The sequence below is a fragment of the Pantoea jilinensis genome (assembly GCF_019104105.1).
In the GTDB taxonomy this organism is placed as follows: Bacteria; Pseudomonadota; Gammaproteobacteria; order Enterobacterales; family Enterobacteriaceae; genus Pantoea; species Pantoea eucalypti.
Window position 1 is genome coordinate 333,312 of the sequence record NZ_CP077746.1, and the last position, 16,241, is coordinate 349,552.

At 55.0% G+C, this 16,241-nt stretch carries 15 protein-coding genes; 11 read left to right on the forward strand and 4 right to left on the reverse strand.

Going from position 1 to position 16,241, the window contains the following annotated elements; all coding sequences use genetic code 11:
• Positions 1-61: 61 nt before the first annotated feature.
• The 9 genes from livH (at position 62) to ugpQ (ending at position 9,270) form a co-directional block, all read left to right on the forward strand.
• Positions 62-988: a high-affinity branched-chain amino acid ABC transporter permease LivH gene (gene livH / locus KTJ90_RS01530; RefSeq protein WP_008926292.1), complete on the forward strand. Its 927-nt coding sequence runs from the start codon at positions 62-64 to the stop codon at positions 986-988.
• Positions 985-2,256 carry a high-affinity branched-chain amino acid ABC transporter permease LivM gene (locus KTJ90_RS01535; RefSeq protein WP_003852208.1) on the forward strand — a complete coding sequence of 424 codons (1,272 nt, stop codon included), beginning with the start codon at positions 985-987 and terminating at the stop codon, positions 2,254-2,256. Before livH ends, KTJ90_RS01535 begins: the two co-directional genes overlap by 4 nt.
• Complete coding sequence (gene livG / locus KTJ90_RS01540) at positions 2,253-3,020, forward strand: high-affinity branched-chain amino acid ABC transporter ATP-binding protein LivG (RefSeq protein WP_003852209.1); 768 nt, start codon at positions 2,253-2,255, stop codon at positions 3,018-3,020. Before KTJ90_RS01535 ends, livG begins: the two co-directional genes overlap by 4 nt.
• A 1-nt stretch (position 3,021) precedes the next feature.
• A complete protein-coding gene (gene livF / locus KTJ90_RS01545; RefSeq protein WP_008926291.1) occupies positions 3,022-3,735 on the forward strand; it encodes a high-affinity branched-chain amino acid ABC transporter ATP-binding protein LivF in 714 nt (237 codons plus the stop codon).
• A gap of 618 nt (positions 3,736-4,353) precedes the next feature.
• The gene (gene ugpB, locus KTJ90_RS01550) at positions 4,354-5,670 is read left to right on the forward strand and encodes a sn-glycerol-3-phosphate ABC transporter substrate-binding protein UgpB (protein ID WP_003852214.1); all 1,317 of its coding nucleotides are present in this window, start codon (positions 4,354-4,356) and stop codon (positions 5,668-5,670) included.
• A gap of 55 nt (positions 5,671-5,725) precedes the next feature.
• On the forward strand, positions 5,726-6,613 hold the full coding sequence (ugpA, locus tag KTJ90_RS01555; RefSeq protein WP_003852215.1) for a sn-glycerol-3-phosphate ABC transporter permease UgpA: 888 nt from the start codon (positions 5,726-5,728) through the stop codon (positions 6,611-6,613).
• Positions 6,610-7,455: a sn-glycerol-3-phosphate ABC transporter permease UgpE gene (gene ugpE / locus KTJ90_RS01560; RefSeq protein WP_078805121.1), complete on the forward strand. Its 846-nt coding sequence runs from the start codon at positions 6,610-6,612 to the stop codon at positions 7,453-7,455. Before ugpA ends, ugpE begins: the two co-directional genes overlap by 4 nt.
• A 1-nt stretch (position 7,456) precedes the next feature.
• Positions 7,457-8,530 carry a sn-glycerol-3-phosphate import ATP-binding protein UgpC gene (locus KTJ90_RS01565; protein WP_003852219.1) on the forward strand — a complete coding sequence of 358 codons (1,074 nt, stop codon included), beginning with the start codon at positions 7,457-7,459 and terminating at the stop codon, positions 8,528-8,530.
• Positions 8,527-9,270 (forward strand): glycerophosphodiester phosphodiesterase, encoded by a 744-nt coding sequence (ugpQ, locus tag KTJ90_RS01570; protein WP_003852221.1) that lies wholly within the window; start codon positions 8,527-8,529, stop codon positions 9,268-9,270. Before KTJ90_RS01565 ends, ugpQ begins: the two co-directional genes overlap by 4 nt.
• Here the strand turns inward: ugpQ and KTJ90_RS01575 are convergent.
• Positions 9,267-9,548, reverse strand: a complete 282-nt coding sequence (locus KTJ90_RS01575) for a DUF2756 domain-containing protein (RefSeq protein WP_003852222.1) — start codon at positions 9,546-9,548, stop codon at positions 9,267-9,269. The genes ugpQ and KTJ90_RS01575 overlap by 4 nt on opposite strands.
• A 207-nt stretch (positions 9,549-9,755) precedes the next feature.
• Here KTJ90_RS01575 and ggt point away from each other — a divergent pair, with 207 nt between their 5' ends.
• Entirely contained in the window at positions 9,756-11,507 is a 1,752-nt protein-coding gene (ggt, locus tag KTJ90_RS01580; protein ID WP_033743311.1) for a gamma-glutamyltransferase, read from the forward strand.
• Between the two features lie 250 nt (positions 11,508-11,757).
• Here ggt and KTJ90_RS01585 read toward each other — a convergent pair whose 3' ends face one another.
• Positions 11,758-12,252, reverse strand: a complete 495-nt coding sequence (locus tag KTJ90_RS01585; protein ID WP_039660840.1) for a GNAT family N-acetyltransferase — start codon at positions 12,250-12,252, stop codon at positions 11,758-11,760.
• A 500-nt stretch (positions 12,253-12,752) separates the two neighbouring features.
• Here KTJ90_RS01585 and KTJ90_RS01590 point away from each other — a divergent pair, with 500 nt between their 5' ends.
• Entirely contained in the window at positions 12,753-13,196 is a 444-nt protein-coding gene (locus tag KTJ90_RS01590; RefSeq protein ID WP_003853070.1) for a helix-turn-helix domain-containing protein, read from the forward strand.
• Positions 13,197-13,274: 78 nt separating this feature from the next.
• Here KTJ90_RS01590 and KTJ90_RS01595 read toward each other — a convergent pair whose 3' ends face one another.
• Positions 13,275-14,642, reverse strand: coding sequence for an L-serine ammonia-lyase (locus tag KTJ90_RS01595; RefSeq protein WP_003853069.1), 1,368 nt, complete (start codon positions 14,640-14,642; stop codon positions 13,275-13,277).
• A gap of 60 nt (positions 14,643-14,702) precedes the next feature.
• Positions 14,703-15,986: an HAAAP family serine/threonine permease gene (locus KTJ90_RS01600; protein WP_192378199.1), complete on the reverse strand. Its 1,284-nt coding sequence runs from the start codon at positions 15,984-15,986 to the stop codon at positions 14,703-14,705.
• Between the last annotated feature and the right edge of the window lie 255 nt (positions 15,987-16,241).

Genomic DNA, 16,241 nt, shown 5'->3' on the forward strand with positions numbered 1-16,241 from the left:
GACAGACCAATCCTCTGCCGCGTCGGCAGAGGATTTTCCCGTTCTCATGCAGGTCTTCACTATGTCCGAGCAGTTTCTTTATTTCATTCAGCAGATGCTTAACGGGGTCACTCTCGGCAGCACCTACGCGCTGATCGCCATTGGTTACACCATGGTTTACGGCATTATCGGCATGATCAACTTCGCCCACGGCGAAGTCTATATGATCGGCAGCTATGTCTCTTTTATCGTGATTGCCGCCCTGATGATGATGGGTATCGACACGGGCTGGCTGATGATTGCCGCTGGCTTCGTGATGGCGATACTGATCTCCAGCGCCTACGGCTGGAGCATAGAGCGCGTCGCCTATAAGCCGGTGCGATCGTCGAAGCGTCTGATCGCACTGATCTCCGCCATCGGCATGTCGATCTTTCTGCAAAACTACGTCAGCCTGACGCAGGGTTCACGCGACCTGGCGCTGCCGAGCCTGATCACCGGACAGTGGACGGTAGGCGAGAGCAACGGTTTTGCCGCCACAATTTCTACCATGCAGGTTGTGATCTGGGTGGTGACGTTCCTGGCGATGCTGGCGCTGACCACCTTTATCCGTTATTCCCGCATGGGCCGCGCCTGTCGCGCCTGCGCTGAAGACCTGAAAATGGCCAGCCTGCTGGGAATTAACACCGACCGCGTCATCTCGCTGACCTTTGTGATTGGTGCTGCCATGGCGGCGGTAGCGGGCGTGCTGCTGGGCCAGTTCTACGGCTCCATCAACCCCTTCATCGGCTTTATGGCGGGCATGAAAGCCTTTACCGCTGCCGTGCTGGGCGGCATTGGCAGTATTCCGGGCGCGATGATTGGCGGCCTGGTTCTGGGCATTGCTGAAGCACTGACCTCCGCATATCTCAGCACGGAATACAAAGATGTGGTGTCGTTTGCTCTGCTGATCGTGGTGTTGCTGGTAATGCCGACCGGGATTCTGGGTCGCCCGGAGGTTGAGAAAGTATGAAATCTTCCTTTATCAACGCGCTGCTCTCTTCTGTCATGCTGCTGGTGCTGGCCAGCTTCTTTATGGGCATGCGTCTCGGCCTCGACGGCACCCGACTGGTGGTGCAGAGCGCGGGTGACGTGCGCTGGAACTGGATTTTCGTCGGCTGTGCCGTGGTCTTTCTGTTTCAGCTGCTGCGTCCGTTCTGGCAGCGCGGTCTGAAAAAGATTTCCGGTCCGGCGCTGGTGCTGCCTGGCATCGACGGCTCAACGCCGAAGCAGAAGCTGTTTATGCTGGCGCTGATCCTGGTCGCGGTGGCCTGGCCCTTTTTCGTGTCGCGCGGCACGGTAGACATCGCCACGCTGACGCTGATCTACGTGATGCTCGGTCTGGGCCTGAATGTGGTGGTCGGCCTGTCGGGGCTGCTGGTGCTCGGCTATGGTGGCTTCTATGCCATTGGCGCTTACACCTTTGCTCTTCTGAACCACTATTTTGGTCTCGGCTTCTGGGAGTGTCTGCCGCTGGCGGGCATTGTCTCGGCGCTGTTCGGGCTGCTGCTCGGCTTTCCGGTGCTGCGCCTGCGCGGAGACTATCTGGCGATCGTCACGCTGGGCTTCGGCGAGATTGTGCGTATTTTGCTGCTGAATAACACGGCGATTACCGGCGGTCCCAACGGCATTGCGCAGATCCCCAAACCGTCACTGTTCGGCCTTGAGTTTGGCCGCAAAGTCTCTGAAGGGGGCTGGAACACCTTCCACGATTTCTTTGGCCTGAAATACGATCCCAGCGACCGCGTGATTTATCTCTACCTGGTGGCGCTGCTGCTGGTGGTGCTGACGCTGTTCGTGATCAACCGGCTGCTGCGGATGCCGCTGGGCCGTGCCTGGGAAGCATTGCGTGAGGATGAGATTGCCTGCCGTTCACTGGGCCTGAGCCCGACCCGCATCAAGCTGACCGCCTTTACCATCAGTGCCGCGTTTGCTGGTTTCGCGGGCACGCTGTTTGCTGCGCGCCAGGGCTTTGTCAGCCCGGAGTCCTTTACCTTTGTCGAATCGGCTTTTGTGCTGGCGATTGTGGTTCTGGGCGGAATGGGTTCGCAGTTTGCAGTGATTCTGGCGGCCATTCTGCTGGTGGTGTCGCGCGAGCTGATGCGTGATCTGAATGAATACAGCATGCTGGTGCTGGGTGGCCTGATGGTGCTGATGATGATCTGGCGTCCGCAGGGATTATTGCCGATGAAGCGTCCGCATCTGAAGCTCAGAACCGGTAAAAAAGGAGAGCAGGCATGATCCAGCCTTTATTAGCCGTTGAAGGCCTGATGATGCGCTTCGGCGGTTTGTTAGCCGTGAACAATGTGGCGCTGGAGCTGCGTCCGCAGGAGATCGTTTCGCTGATTGGCCCTAACGGTGCCGGTAAAACCACCGTGTTTAACTGCCTGACCGGTTTTTATAAGCCCACTGGCGGCACGATTAAACTGCGTGAACAGCATCTGGAAGGATTGACGGGTCAGAAGATTGCGCAGATGGGCATTGTGCGTACTTTCCAGCATGTGCGTCTGTTCCGTGAGATGACGGTAATTGAAAACCTGCTGGTCGCTCAGCATCAGCACCTGAAAAGCGGCGTGTTTTCCGGCCTGCTGAAAACACCTGCGTTTCGCCGTAGTGAGAGCGAGGCGCTGGATCGCGCGGCGACCTGGCTGGAGCGGGTCGGTCTGCTGGAGCTGGCTAACCGTCAGGCGGGCAATCTGGCCTATGGTCAGCAGCGTCGGCTGGAGATTGCACGCTGCATGGTGACGCGCCCGGAGATCCTGATGCTGGATGAACCGGCAGCAGGCCTTAACCCTAAAGAGACCCACGAGCTGGATGCGCTGATTGCGGAGCTGCGTGGCGAACATAAGGTATCAGTGCTGCTGATTGAACATGATATGAAGCTGGTGATGGGCATTTCTGACCGTATTTATGTGGTTAATCAGGGAACGCCGCTGGCTAACGGAACGCCGGAAGAGATTCGTAATAATCCGGATGTCATCCGTGCCTATTTAGGAGAGGCCTGAGATGGCAAATGCGATGTTAACCATTGAGAACGTCAGCGCCCACTACGGCAAAATTCAGGCGCTGCACAATGTCAGCCTCTATATCAATCAGGGCGAAATCGTTACCCTGATTGGCGCTAACGGCGCCGGAAAAACCACGCTGCTGGGCACGCTGTGCGGTGAGCCACGCGCCACGCAGGGCACCATTACCTTTGATGGCAAAGCCATCACTGACTGGCAAACGGCGCGCATTATGCGTGAAGCGATTGCCATCGTGCCGGAAGGCCGGCGGGTGTTTTCACGCATGACGGTGGAAGAGAACCTGGCGATGGGCGGTTTTTTTGCCAGCCGTCCGGATTATCTGACGCGGATCAAACGCGTTTATGAACTCTTCCCGCGTCTGGAAGAGCGTAAAATCCAGCGCGCTGGCACCATGTCAGGCGGCGAACAGCAGATGCTGGCAATTGGCCGTGCACTGATGAGCCAGCCGCGACTGCTGCTGCTGGATGAGCCGTCACTGGGGCTGGCACCGATCATTATTCAGCAGATCTTCGACACTATTGAGCAACTGCGTAGCGAGGGGATGACGATCTTCCTGGTGGAGCAGAATGCGAACCAGGCGCTGAAGCTGGCGGACAGGGGCTATGTGCTGGAGAACGGGCATGTGGTGCTCGAAGACACAGGTGCAGCGCTACTCTCCAACGAAGCCGTCCGCAGCGCTTACCTCGGCGCTTAAGGTTTAGAGGCCTGGCTTACTTGCCATTTCGACACCGGGCAGTGCTCGCATTCCTCACGTACTTCAGTACGCTCCGGATGCTGTGCGCTGGCCGGTGCCGAACTGCCTGCGACGCCGACGGCCTTGAGTGTCGGTGTGGGTGGTGGTGCCGACGGCCTTCAAATTTGCCTGAAAGTAGGGGCAAGTTCTGCCATTGCCAGAGGCCGTTGCAGCTTCTGGTAATAAATCCGACGTAATAATGATGTATAGCAGCTCAGGCTGCTGACAAACTCAAATCAGGTGAATCTGGCCGCAACACATAAACTTAACGCGCAGGGAACACGGGCAGAAGAGGAAAGCGTCCCGCGCCATGGACGGTGCGGGCCGAGCGTGTCATGGATGGCGGATTTTGCGTCTTTCCGATCTGACCGTGTTCTCTGCGCAGGGCACAGTCTTAAAGCAACCAAGCCAGACTTTGTCAACAATCTCAACAATAGTTAGCTGCTCCGCTTTTCCTCTTTTTCGCCTGTCATCCTGCTGTCATCTCCCTGTTATTAATCCGTCATTTCCCCGTGTCATGTTACTTCGCGAAACAGAAATCCGTGATTTCACGCGTATTTACCTGCACAGGAAAATTCTATGTCCGTCGTTACCTTTCGTCGTAGCCTGATGAGCGCGCTGCTCGGTCTGACGCTCAGCAGCCATGCCATGGCCGCCACTGAGATCCCTTTCTGGCACTCCATGGAAGGCGAGCTTGGCAAAGAAGTGGATTCGCTGGCACAGCGTTTTAACGAGACGCATCCCGATTACAAAATTGTTCCGACCTACAAAGGTAACTACGAGCAGAGCCTGGCAGCAGGGATTGCGGCCGTGCGCAGCGGCAAAGCGCCAGCGGTGCTGCAGGTCTATGAAGTCGGTACGGCGACCATGATGGCCTCAAAGGCGATTGTGCCGGTGCATCAGGTATTCAAAGACGCCGGCATTCCCTTCGATGAAAAACAGTTCGTGCCAACGGTGGCGGGCTACTACAGCGACAGCAAAGGTCAGCTGATCTCTCAGCCGTTCAACAGCTCGACGCCGGTGCTCTACTACAACAAAGACGCTTTTAAAAAAGCGGGCCTGAACCCGGACCAGCCGCCTAAAACCTGGCAGGAGCTGGCGACAGATGCCGCCGCACTGCGTAAATCGGGCATGAGCTGTGGCTACGCCAGCGGCTGGCAGGGCTGGATCCAGATTGAAAACTTCAGTGCCTGGCATGCTCTGCCGGTCGCGACGGAAAACAACGGATTTGACGGACTCGATGCGGTGCTGGAGTTCAACAAGCCGGTGCAGGTTCGTCATATCGAACTGCTGGAAGCGATGAACAAGAAAGGGGACTTCACCTACTTTGGCCGCAAAGATGAATCCACCGCCAAGTTCTATAACGGCGATTGCGGTATCACCACCGCCTCATCCGGTTCGCTGGCCGATATCCGTCACTACGCCAAATTCAACTTCGGCGTTGGCATGATGCCGTATGACGACACCGTACCGAATGCGCCGCAGAACGCCCTGATTGGCGGAGCCAGCCTGTGGGTAATGAAAGGCAAAGATGCAGCAACGTACAAAGGCGTAGCTGAGTTCATGCAGTTCCTGGCTAAACCGGAAATCGCTGCGGAATGGCACCAGAAAACCGGCTATCTGCCGATTACGACCGCCGCCTACGAGCTGACGAAACAGCAGGGCTTCTACGACAAAAATCCGGGTGCGGATATCGCCACTCGCCAGATGATGAACAAGCCGCCATTGCCCTTCACTAAAGGCATGCGTCTGGGCAATATGCCGCAGATTCGTACCGTGATCGACGAAGAGCTGGAAAGTGTCTGGACCGGCAAACAGTCGCCACAAAGCGCACTGGATAACGCCGTGAAACGCGGCAACGAGCTGTTGCGCCGCTTTCAGCAGCAGGTGAAGTAATCTCTTCCTGCGGGCCCGCTCAGGCTGGCCCGCTCTTTCTGACGCCAGGTATGCCATGTCTTCATCCCGTCCGGTCTTTCGCACCAGTCTGTTGCCCTATCTTCTGGTACTGCCGCAACTGCTGATTACCGCCATCTTCTTTCTCTGGCCTGCGGGTGAAGCGCTGTGGTACTCGCTGCAAAGCCTCGATCCCTTTGGCATCTCCAGCAGCTTTGTCGGGCTGGAAAACTTCAGACGGCTATTTGCCGATCCTTACTATCTGGATTCCTTCTGGACCACCATCAAATTCAGTGGCATGGTCACGGTGTTTGGCATGGTCTTCTCGCTGCTGCTGGCGGCGCTGGTGGATTATGTGGTGCGACTGCGCCGCCTCTATCAGACCCTGCTGCTGCTGCCTTACGCCGTTGCGCCGGTGGTGGCTGCTGTGCTGTGGATGTTTCTGTTTAACCCTGGCCTGGGTCTGTTCAGCTACCTGCTGAACCACGTCGGCTACAACTGGAACTTCGCGCAGAACAGCGGTCAGGCGATGTTCCTGGTGGTGCTGGCCTCGATCTGGCAGCAGATGAGCTACAACTTCCTGTTTTTCTTTGCCGCACTGCAGTCTATCCCTAAATCGCTGGTGGAAGCCGCTGCCATCGACGGAGCCGGACCGGTGCGTCGCTTCTTCAACCTCTCACTGCCGCTGATCACGCCGGTCAGCTTCTTCCTGCTGGTGGTGAACCTGATCTACGCCTTCTTCGATACCTTCCCGGTGATCGATGCCGCAACCGGCGGCGGGCCGGTGCAGGCGACCACCACGCTGATCTACAAAATCTATCGCGAAGGCTTTACCGGTCTGGATCTCTCCTCTTCCGCGGCGCAGTCGGTGGTGCTGATGTTGCTGGTGATCGGGCTGACGGTGCTTCAGTTCCGCTTTGTTGAACGTAAGGTGCAATACCAATGATTGAGAATCGACGCGGGCTGGATATCTTCAGCCACATCGTGCTGGTGCTGGGCGTGCTCACTATCCTCTTTCCGCTCTATGTCGCCTTTGTGGCGGCAACGCTGGATAACGAGGCGGTCTATCAGGTGCCGATGACCCTGGTGCCCGGCACGCACCTGTGGGAGAACATCTCGCGCATCTGGACGCAGGGCGTCAACGGCAGCGGACCAGCGTTTGGCCTGATGCTGCTCAACAGCATGATCATGGCGCTGGGCATCACCTTCGGCAAAATTACGGTGTCGATGCTGTCGGCGTTTGCGCTGGTCTGGTTTCGCTTTCCGCTGCGGTCGCTCTTTTTCTGGCTGATCTTCATCACCCTGATGCTGCCGGTTGAGGTGCGTATCTTCCCCACGGTGCAGGTGATAGCCGACCTTAATATGCTCGACAGCTACAGCGGATTAACCCTGCCGCTGATGGCGTCGGCCACCGCGACTTTCCTGTTCCGTCAGTTTTTTATGTCGCTGCCGGATGAGCTGGTAGAAGCGGCGCGTATCGACGGTGCCAGCGCAATGCGCTTCTTTATCGACATTGTTCTGCCGCTGTCGAAAACCAATCTGGCGGCGCTGTTTGTCATCACCTTTATCTACGGCTGGAACCAGTATCTCTGGCCGCTGCTGATCATCAATGACGCCAGCCTCGGCACAGCGGTGGCGGGGATCAAAAGTATGATCTCCACCAGTGGATCGCCGACCCAGTGGAATGAAGTGATGGCGGCAATGTTATTAACCCTGATCCCGCCGTTGGTGGTGGTGTTAGTCATGCAGCGTGCCTTTGTGCGCGGTCTGGTTGAGAGTGAGAAATAAGATGGCAGGCGTAACCCTTCAGGCAGTAACCAAGTCCTACGATGGCAAAAATCAGATCATTCAGCCGCTGAACGTCACCATCAATGACGGCGAGTTTATGGTGATGGTGGGGCCATCCGGCTGCGGTAAATCGACGCTGCTGCGCATGGTAGCCGGACTGGAGCGCGTCAGCTCCGGTGATATCTACATCGACAACCGGCGCGTCACTCAGGAAGAGCCAAAAGATCGCGGCATTGCGATGGTGTTCCAGAATTACGCGCTTTATCCCCACATGTCGGTGGAGGAGAACATGGCCTATGGCCTGAAAATCCGCGGCATGGGCAAAGAGCAGATTCGCCAGCGGGTGCTGGACGCAGCGCGCAGCCTGGAACTGGATCACCTGCTGATGCGTCGGCCTCGCGAACTCTCGGGCGGTCAGCGCCAGCGCGTGGCGATGGGTCGCGCCATCGTACGTGAACCGGCGGTGTTTCTGTTCGATGAGCCGCTGTCGAATCTTGATGCCCGCCTGCGGGTGCAGATGCGGCTGGAGCTGCAGCAGCTGCACCGCCGCTTACAGACCACCAGTCTCTATGTGACGCACGATCAGGTCGAGGCGATGACGCTGGCACAGCGGGTGATGGTGATGAACAAAGGCGTGGTCGAGCAGCTTGGCACGCCGGTCGACGTATATGAACGTCCTGCCAGCCAGTTTGTGGCCTCGTTTATCGGTGCGCCCGCCATGAACCTGCTGAAAGGACAGTTCAGCAGTGACGGCTCGCGCTTCCAGCTTGATGCCTCACACGCGCTGCCACTCAGCGACACAAAAGCGAAATGGGCTAACCGCCCGGTGGTGCTGGGCATCCGGCCAGAGCATATTCAACTCAGTAGCCGCGAGCAGGGCGGCGTGCCTTTGCGGGTCGATACACTGGAGATGCTGGGTGCCGATAATCTGGCACATGGTCGCATCGGGGAGACGCCACTGGTGGTACGCTTAGCCCACAGCGAACGGCCGCAGCCAGGCAGTACGCTGTGGCTGCATCTGCCGTCAGATGCGTTACACTTCTTCGATTCAACCCATGGAAAGCGTCTGGAATGAGCACACAACACTGGCCTTATCCCCGCATCGTCGCTCATCGCGGCGGCGGTAAACTGGCACCGGAAAATACCCTGGCAGCCATCGACACGGGTGCGAAATATGGCCATCAAATGATTGAGTTTGATGCCAAATTATCAATGGATGCCCAAATCTTCCTGCTGCATGACGACACACTGGATCGCACCAGCAACGGCTGGGGCGTGGCAGGTCAGTTGCCCTGGGAGAAGCTGTCGCAGCTCGATGCAGGCAGCTGGTTTGATAAGGCGTTTACCGGCGAGAAGCTGGCGCGGCTGGATGAGGTGGCAGCACGCTGCCGTCAGCATCAGATGATGGCAAACATCGAAATAAAACCGACCACCGGCAGTGATGCCGAAACCGGACGTGCGGTGGCGCAGGCAGCCGCAATCCTGTGGCAGGGACAGACCGCGCCGTTGCTCTCTTCATTCTCGTTTGAGGCGCTGGAGGCAGCAATGCAGGCCGAACCACAACTGCCGCGTGGTCTGTTGTCGCACAGCTGGGATCCCGAGTGGCAGGCAAAAACAACAGCGCTGGCCTGCGTCTCGATCCATCTGAATCACAAGGTGCTGACCGCTGAGCGGGTCGCCGAACTGAAAGCGGCCGGACTGAAAATTCTGGTTTATACCGTGAACAACCCGGATCGGGCGCGGGAATTGCTGAAATGGGGCGTCGATGCCATCTGTACTGACAGCATCGACATCATTGGCCCCGATTTTCATTAGTTCTGGTTTTGATTCTGCTGGCCCGGCTGCGAGGTAATAACCCGCTGCTGGGCGCTATTTCGCTGTTCCTGCATTTTGCGCTGCATATCCTGCGTCTGACGCTGCTGATCCTGGCGCAGCTTCAGCTGCTGCTGCTGCTGATCGGTCTGCATCTGCGACTGCATCCGCTGCTGGCTCGGGTTATAGCCCGGTTTATTGGGATCATTGGTGCTGTTGAGCGTGTTCGCCTGGCTGGCGAATGGCAGCAGGGCCGCTAAAACAATTATCCACTTTTTCATCACTCCTCCTTCCGTAAACGCGACAGGGTTTTGGGTGCACAATCGCGCACCCCGATATCAGGGTCGCATCCATAAGTTTACCCGATATCACAGACCTTACTTTCAGATGTATTCCTGATTTGACTTAACCCCGGTTATTTTGCTGTATTTGTAGAGACTTGCAGAAATGATAAAAAAATGTAAATAACTATACGGGATGGTGGCAGGATGAAAATGCAGCAAACAGTGCGTCAGCTTAGCTGGTCGCTGGTGATGAGTTTCACCGTGGTGGCAGGGGCGAACGCCGCACCCACTCAGGCACCGCCGGTCTCTTACGGCGTGGACAGTGACACCTTTCATCCGGTAAAAGCGCAGCACGGCATGGTGGCGTCGGTGGATGCGATGGCAACCCAGGTCGGCGTGGAGATCCTGCGTCAGGGCGGGAATGCAGTGGATGCCGCGGTCGCTGTGGGCTTTGCGCTGGCTGTGACCCATCCGCAGGCAGGCAATCTGGGCGGCGGCGGGTTTATGCTGCTGCGCACCGCATCGGGACGCGCGACGGCTATTGATTTCCGTGAAATGGCACCGGGCCACGCGTCGCGCGATATGTTCCTGGATAAGCAGGGTAATGCCGACAGTAAGCTGTCGCTGACATCACATCTTGCCTCAGGTACGCCGGGCACTGTGGCCGGACTGGCGCTGGCTGCGCAGAAATATGGCACCCTGCCGCTGAGCACTCTGCTGGCACCGGCGATCAAACTGGCGCGTGACGGTATTCCGGTCAATGACGCACTGGCGGATGACCTGAAAACCTACGGCAAAGAGGTCCTGATTACCCATCCCAACAGCAAAGCGATCTTCTATAAACCGGACGGCACGCCGTGGCAGAAGGGTGACCGGCTGGTGCAGAAGAACCTGGCGCACAGCCTGCAATTGATTGCCCGTCAGGGACCGGATGCCTTTTACAAAGGTGAAATTGCAGATGAGATTGCCGGAGAGATGGCGCAACACGGCGGCCTGATCAACAAAGCTGACCTGGCAGCCTATCGCGCGGTCGAGCGTAAGCCCGTCAGCGGGACATACCGTGGCTATGAAGTCTTCTCAATGCCGCCTCCCTCATCCGGTGGTATCCATATCGTGCAGATTCTGAATATCCTGGAGAACTTCGATCTGGCGAAGATGGGCTTTGGCAGTGCTGACGCCATGCAGGTGATGGCTGAAGCGGAAAAATATGCCTACGCGGACCGCTCGGAATATCTCGGCGATCCCGATTTCGTGAAGGTGCCGTGGCAGGCGCTGACCAGTAAAGCCTATGCTAAAAGCCTGGCGCAGCAGATCGATGTGGCGAAGGCGCGGCCTTCCAGTGAGATCAAACCCGGCAAGCTCGAACCTTATGAAAGCAATCAGACGACCCATTTCTCGGTGGTCGACAAGCAGGGAAATGCGGTTGCGGTGACTTACACGCTGAACACCTATTTCGGCAGCGGAATTGTGGCGGGCAAAAGCGGCATCCTGATGAATAACGAGATGGATGACTTCTCTGCCAAGCCAGGCACGCCAAATGTCTACGGACTGGTGGGCGGTGAGGCGAATGCGGTGCAACCGGCGAAGCGTCCGTTGTCATCGATGTCACCAACCATCGTCGCCAAAGGCGGCAAAACCTGGCTGGTCACCGGCAGTCCTGGCGGCAGCCGCATTATCACTACGGTGTTGCAGATGGTGGTAAATAGTATCGATTTCGGGATGAATGTGGCGGAAGCCACTAACGCGCCGCGCTTCCATCATCAGTGGCTGCCGGACCAGCTGCGAGTGGAGAAGGGCTTCAGTCCTGATACGTTGCGTCTGCTGGAAGCCAAAGGTCAGCATGTGAAGGTGCTGCCATCGATGGGCAGTACGCAGAGCATCATGATTGGGCCGGATGGCATGCTGTATGGCGCGTCTGATCCGCGTAGCATTGATGATTTGAGTGCGGGTTATTAATTTCCAGGACTGCTGACAAACCTAAACCCAGGTGAATCTGACAGCAATAAATAAGCTCAATGTGCAGGGAACTGGGTCAGAAGAGGAAAGCGTCCCGCGGCAGGACGGCGCGGGCCGAGCGTGTCATGGATGACAGCTTTTGCATCTTTCCGATCTGACCCTGTTTCCTGCGCAGGCGCTAACTGACAGCGAATCCTGGCAGGTTTATCAGCATAAAGGGCACCTTCGGTGCCCTTTATGCTTCCAATCGTCAGGCTTTAACCCGCGCCATATAATGCGCGTCGATCAGTTCACCGTGTCGCATAGCGAAGCCTTTAGCCGTTCCCTCAATCTCAAAACCGAAACGCTGATAAAGGGCGATGGCCGGGCCATTATCGACAAACACCGTCAGCTCCATCCGGCTCACCTGCAGCCAGTTGTCGCACAACGAGACCATTTCACGCATCAGCGCCGTGCCGACGCCGCGCTGCCGGTAGCGATCATCCACGCCCATCCCTAAAGAGGCAGCGTGACGGCGTCTGGCGCGATCTTCTACGTGCAGCGCACACTGACCAACAACCTCTTCGTCGATACAGGCGACCAGCAGATGCGCATTGGGCTGTGGCGTAGCGAGACGGGCATGCCACATCTGCAGGGATGCGTGAGGCAGATGCAATGTGCTGGCCTGAGTATCTGGCTGACCATAAATTCTGTGCAGTGCAGCGGCATCTTCTGGCGTAACGTGGCGGATAACGATGTCACTCATGTGCTCTCCTTTTGCCGATAAAAACCCTTTAAACATCAAGGTATTCACCACAATAATCAAGCGAAAAAAACGTGAAAACAGCTTTACAGATACGAATGATAATGATTATTATTGTCATGCGTTCCCGGGCAGTCATCGACAGTCTGAGAAAGCACGACATTGCTCACATTGCTTCCAGTATTATTTAGCCAGCTTATCCGCTGGCTTTTTTTTGCCTGCCACTCACTGACTGGAAAAGAGAGGCGGTAAGCTCACTCATCATTTGGTTTTAAGCCGGTAATATGAGCCTGACCGACAACGGAACAGGTTTCCCTTTTCGCCCCTTTTCAGACATAGCCATAATTCAATAAAAATAAAGCCTGAAGGTTATATTTCATCGCTTACGTTGTTAATAAATAACTTACTTTGATGCAGGTGCTGTTATTTTAAAATTATCTTCTTTATTTGCCGGCGGGTTTACTCAATAATTTATTCTGTATATCCCGCAATGAGATATTGCTATGCGTTTTAATACTCTTTCCGATGGCGCAATAATTGCTGAATTGTGCTGCAGAATTAAAGAAACCCGTATGCAGCTTGGGATCTCTCAGATTGAACTGGCTGAACGTGCACGCGTTGGTACGGCCACCATTAAACGGGCAGAGTTAGGTGAGTCCGTTACGCTGAGCACCTTAATAGGAATATTGCGGGGTCTTGGACGGTTGCATCAGCTGGAGTCCATTTTGTCCGATTCTCATATGCGAACCTTTAATGCGCAGTTTACCGACTCGCCACCTGCACGTATTCGCATCCGAAAAAAACAGCGCAGCCAGTCACCGGCGGCGAATAACACTGAAGCTGTTGCTGAGCAGTCTGTCAGCGCAACGATAAATGAGTGGTACACCTCCTCTGAAATGCGGAGTATGGTCTGGTCCAGTCTGCCCCGCGAAAACGAATCAAAATAATCCTGCTCAAAGCCCATCTTCAGCAAAACCGGAGCAATGAAGAAACCGCCAGCCTCACAGCCAGCGGTTTTCAGATCGTTACGATTCACATATCGCCACTTTGATCGCCAGACCGCCGCGGGCGGTTTCACGGTATTTGGCGTTCATGTCTTTGCCGGTTTCAAACATGGTTTCGATAATCTTATCCAGTGACACTTTGGGATCGCTGGTGCGGTACATCGCCATACTGGTTGAGTTAATGGCTTTGACGGCAGCAATCGCATTCCGCTCAATACAGGGCACCTGGACCTGACCCGCTACGGGATCGCAGGTCAGACCAAGATTATGCTCCATGCCAATTTCAGCGGCGATGCAGACTTTCTCCGCATCGGCCCCCAGCAGTTCAGCCAGTCCCGCCGCCGCCATGGAACAGGCCACGCCGACCTCTCCCTGACAGCCGACTTCAGCGCCAGAAATCGACGCATTCATCTTATAAAGAATGCCGATTGCGCCTGCTGTGAGGAAATAGCGCATATAGAGTTCAGGCGTTACCGGCTTGATGAAGCGATCATAATAAGCCAGTACCGCCGGAATAATCCCGCATGCGCCATTGGTGGGTGCGGTGACCACACGTCCTCCAGCGGCATTCTCTTCACTCACTGCCATCGCGAACATATTCACCCAATCCATGGCACTCAGGGGATTAATGGACTGGCTCAGTGGCGCCAGGATGCGATGCAGGGAAGAAGCCCGCCGTGGCACCTTCAGCGGACCGGGTAAGACGCCCTCAGTGCTGATGCCACGTGTTATCGCATTGCGCATGGTTTGCCACAGTTGTGCCATGTTCTCTTCGACCTCACGGCGACCATGACGCGCTATCTCGTTCTTCATCATGACGGCCGAAACCGAAAGGTTATTGCTATGGCAATGTGCCAGCAGGTTACGGGCGGAATAGAAGGGGAAGGGAATATCGATTTCGCTATCCAGGCTTTTACCAAAATCGTCTTCGGTGACAATAAAGCCGCCTCCGACAGAATAATAGGTCTGGGTGTAAACGCTTTTTCCATCACAAAAGGCGGTTATGCTCATGCCATTTTCATGTAACGGCAGAAACTCGCTGTGAAAGCGTATGCACTCTGCCACCGGGAAGGCAATCTCCCGGTGCCCTTCTTCGATACGTAACTGTTGCTGCGTATTCACGTCGCGAATGATGGCGGGGATCTGATCGATATTTACCGTGTCAGGCAGATAACCACTCAGGCCGAGAATAATCGCAATATCTGTATGGTGGCCTTTTCCCGTCAGGGAAAGAGAGCCATAAATATCCACGACCAGCCGGCTCACACTATCCAGCAGGCCTTTTTCCTTTAGCGTATCAACAAAATGTTTACCCGCTTTCATGGGGCCCACCGTATGCGAACTGGATGGCCCGATGCTGATTTTAAAAATATCGAAAACGCTAATCATGATTCACCCATGCGGATTGCAATATGAAAGAGGCGCTGACCAGTATGGCAAGCGACGGCATCAGTTAAGTAAAGAAAAGGCGATGGCGGAGATAGCAATCAGGCCAATGATGACGACGAAAAGATTGCTCAAATGACCGCTATATTTACGCATCGCCGGGACTTTATTAATGGCGTACATCGGCATCAGGAACAGGATCATGGCGATAACCGGTCCGCCCAGGGTTTCAATCATGCCCAGAATGCTGGGGTTTAGGGTGGCGACAATCCAGGTGGTGATCAGCATAAAAAGGGCGGTGATGCGGTTCAGTTTATTGATTTCTATCGACTTGCCTTTGCTGCGAAGCGATTTGATCACCATGCCATTGAAACCTTCACGCGCCCCCAGATAGTGGCCGAGAAAAGATTTGGTGATCGCGATAATTGCGATGATGGGGGCCATCCAGGCAATTAACGGCGCGTTAAAATGGTTAGCGAGGTAGGAAAGGATAGAAATATTCTGCGCCTTTGCCTCCGCCAGGTGTTCCGGAGAGAGACTCAGCACACAACTGAAAACGAAAAACATGACGGTGAGCACCATCATGATATGAGCACAGGCCAGAATGCGTGAACATTTTGACGCCGCCTGATCGCCGTACTCCTGACGCTTGGCTACTGCAAATGATGAAATAATGGGAGAATGATTAAAGGAGAAGACCATGACGGGAATAGCCAGCCATAGTGTGAGCCATAATCCGCTACCGGTCGTTTCAGAACCCCTCATCGAGAGCGTATCCAGAATAGCGCCGTTCCATTGTGGAATCAGATACAGCGCGAGCAGCATCAGTGCGGCCACGAACGGAAACACCAGAATACTCATCGCCTTCACGATAGCTTTTTCGCCGAAGCGTACGATAGCCATCATGCCGACAATAAGAATGAAAGCCAGTACCGCACGCGGCGGCGATATCAGATGAAGCTGGTGGGTGAGAAAACTGTCGACGGTGTTGGTAATCGCGACGCTATACACCAGCAGGATAGGGTATATAGCAAAAAAGTAGAGCAGAGTGATGAGTTTTCCCGCGCCGATACCAAAATGTTCTTCCACCACTTCAGTAATATTTCCCTCCGGATTTTTGCCGGAAAGAACAAAACGGGTGAGCCCGCGATGGGCAAAGAATGTCATCGGAAAAGCCAGCACAGCCATAATGATTAACGGCAGCAAACCGCCAGTGCCTGCATTTATCGGCAAAAACAAAACGCCAGCACCAATTGCAGTTCCATATAATCCCAGCATCCAGACGGTATCACTTCTTCTCCAGCGTGGCGTTTCATCTGATATCAGCGTATTTTGAACGGCATCCATAATCGGGCTCCTGATAATAATTTAAAATAAAATGAATCGGAGGGTGTTTAAAACGAAAGGTTTTTATTTATCGGCTATTTTAGTAGGATTTATGAAGGCGGGTTATTTACGGCGGTCACATTCTTTAATTTACAGGTGAAGTTTTAAGGCATCAAAAGTAATACCTTATTGACTCTATTTTTTAAGGTATCATTTTTAATGCGTTAATCACGTTGTGTGTGTCAAATCCAGAGGCTAAATTAGCCTGGGCTGATG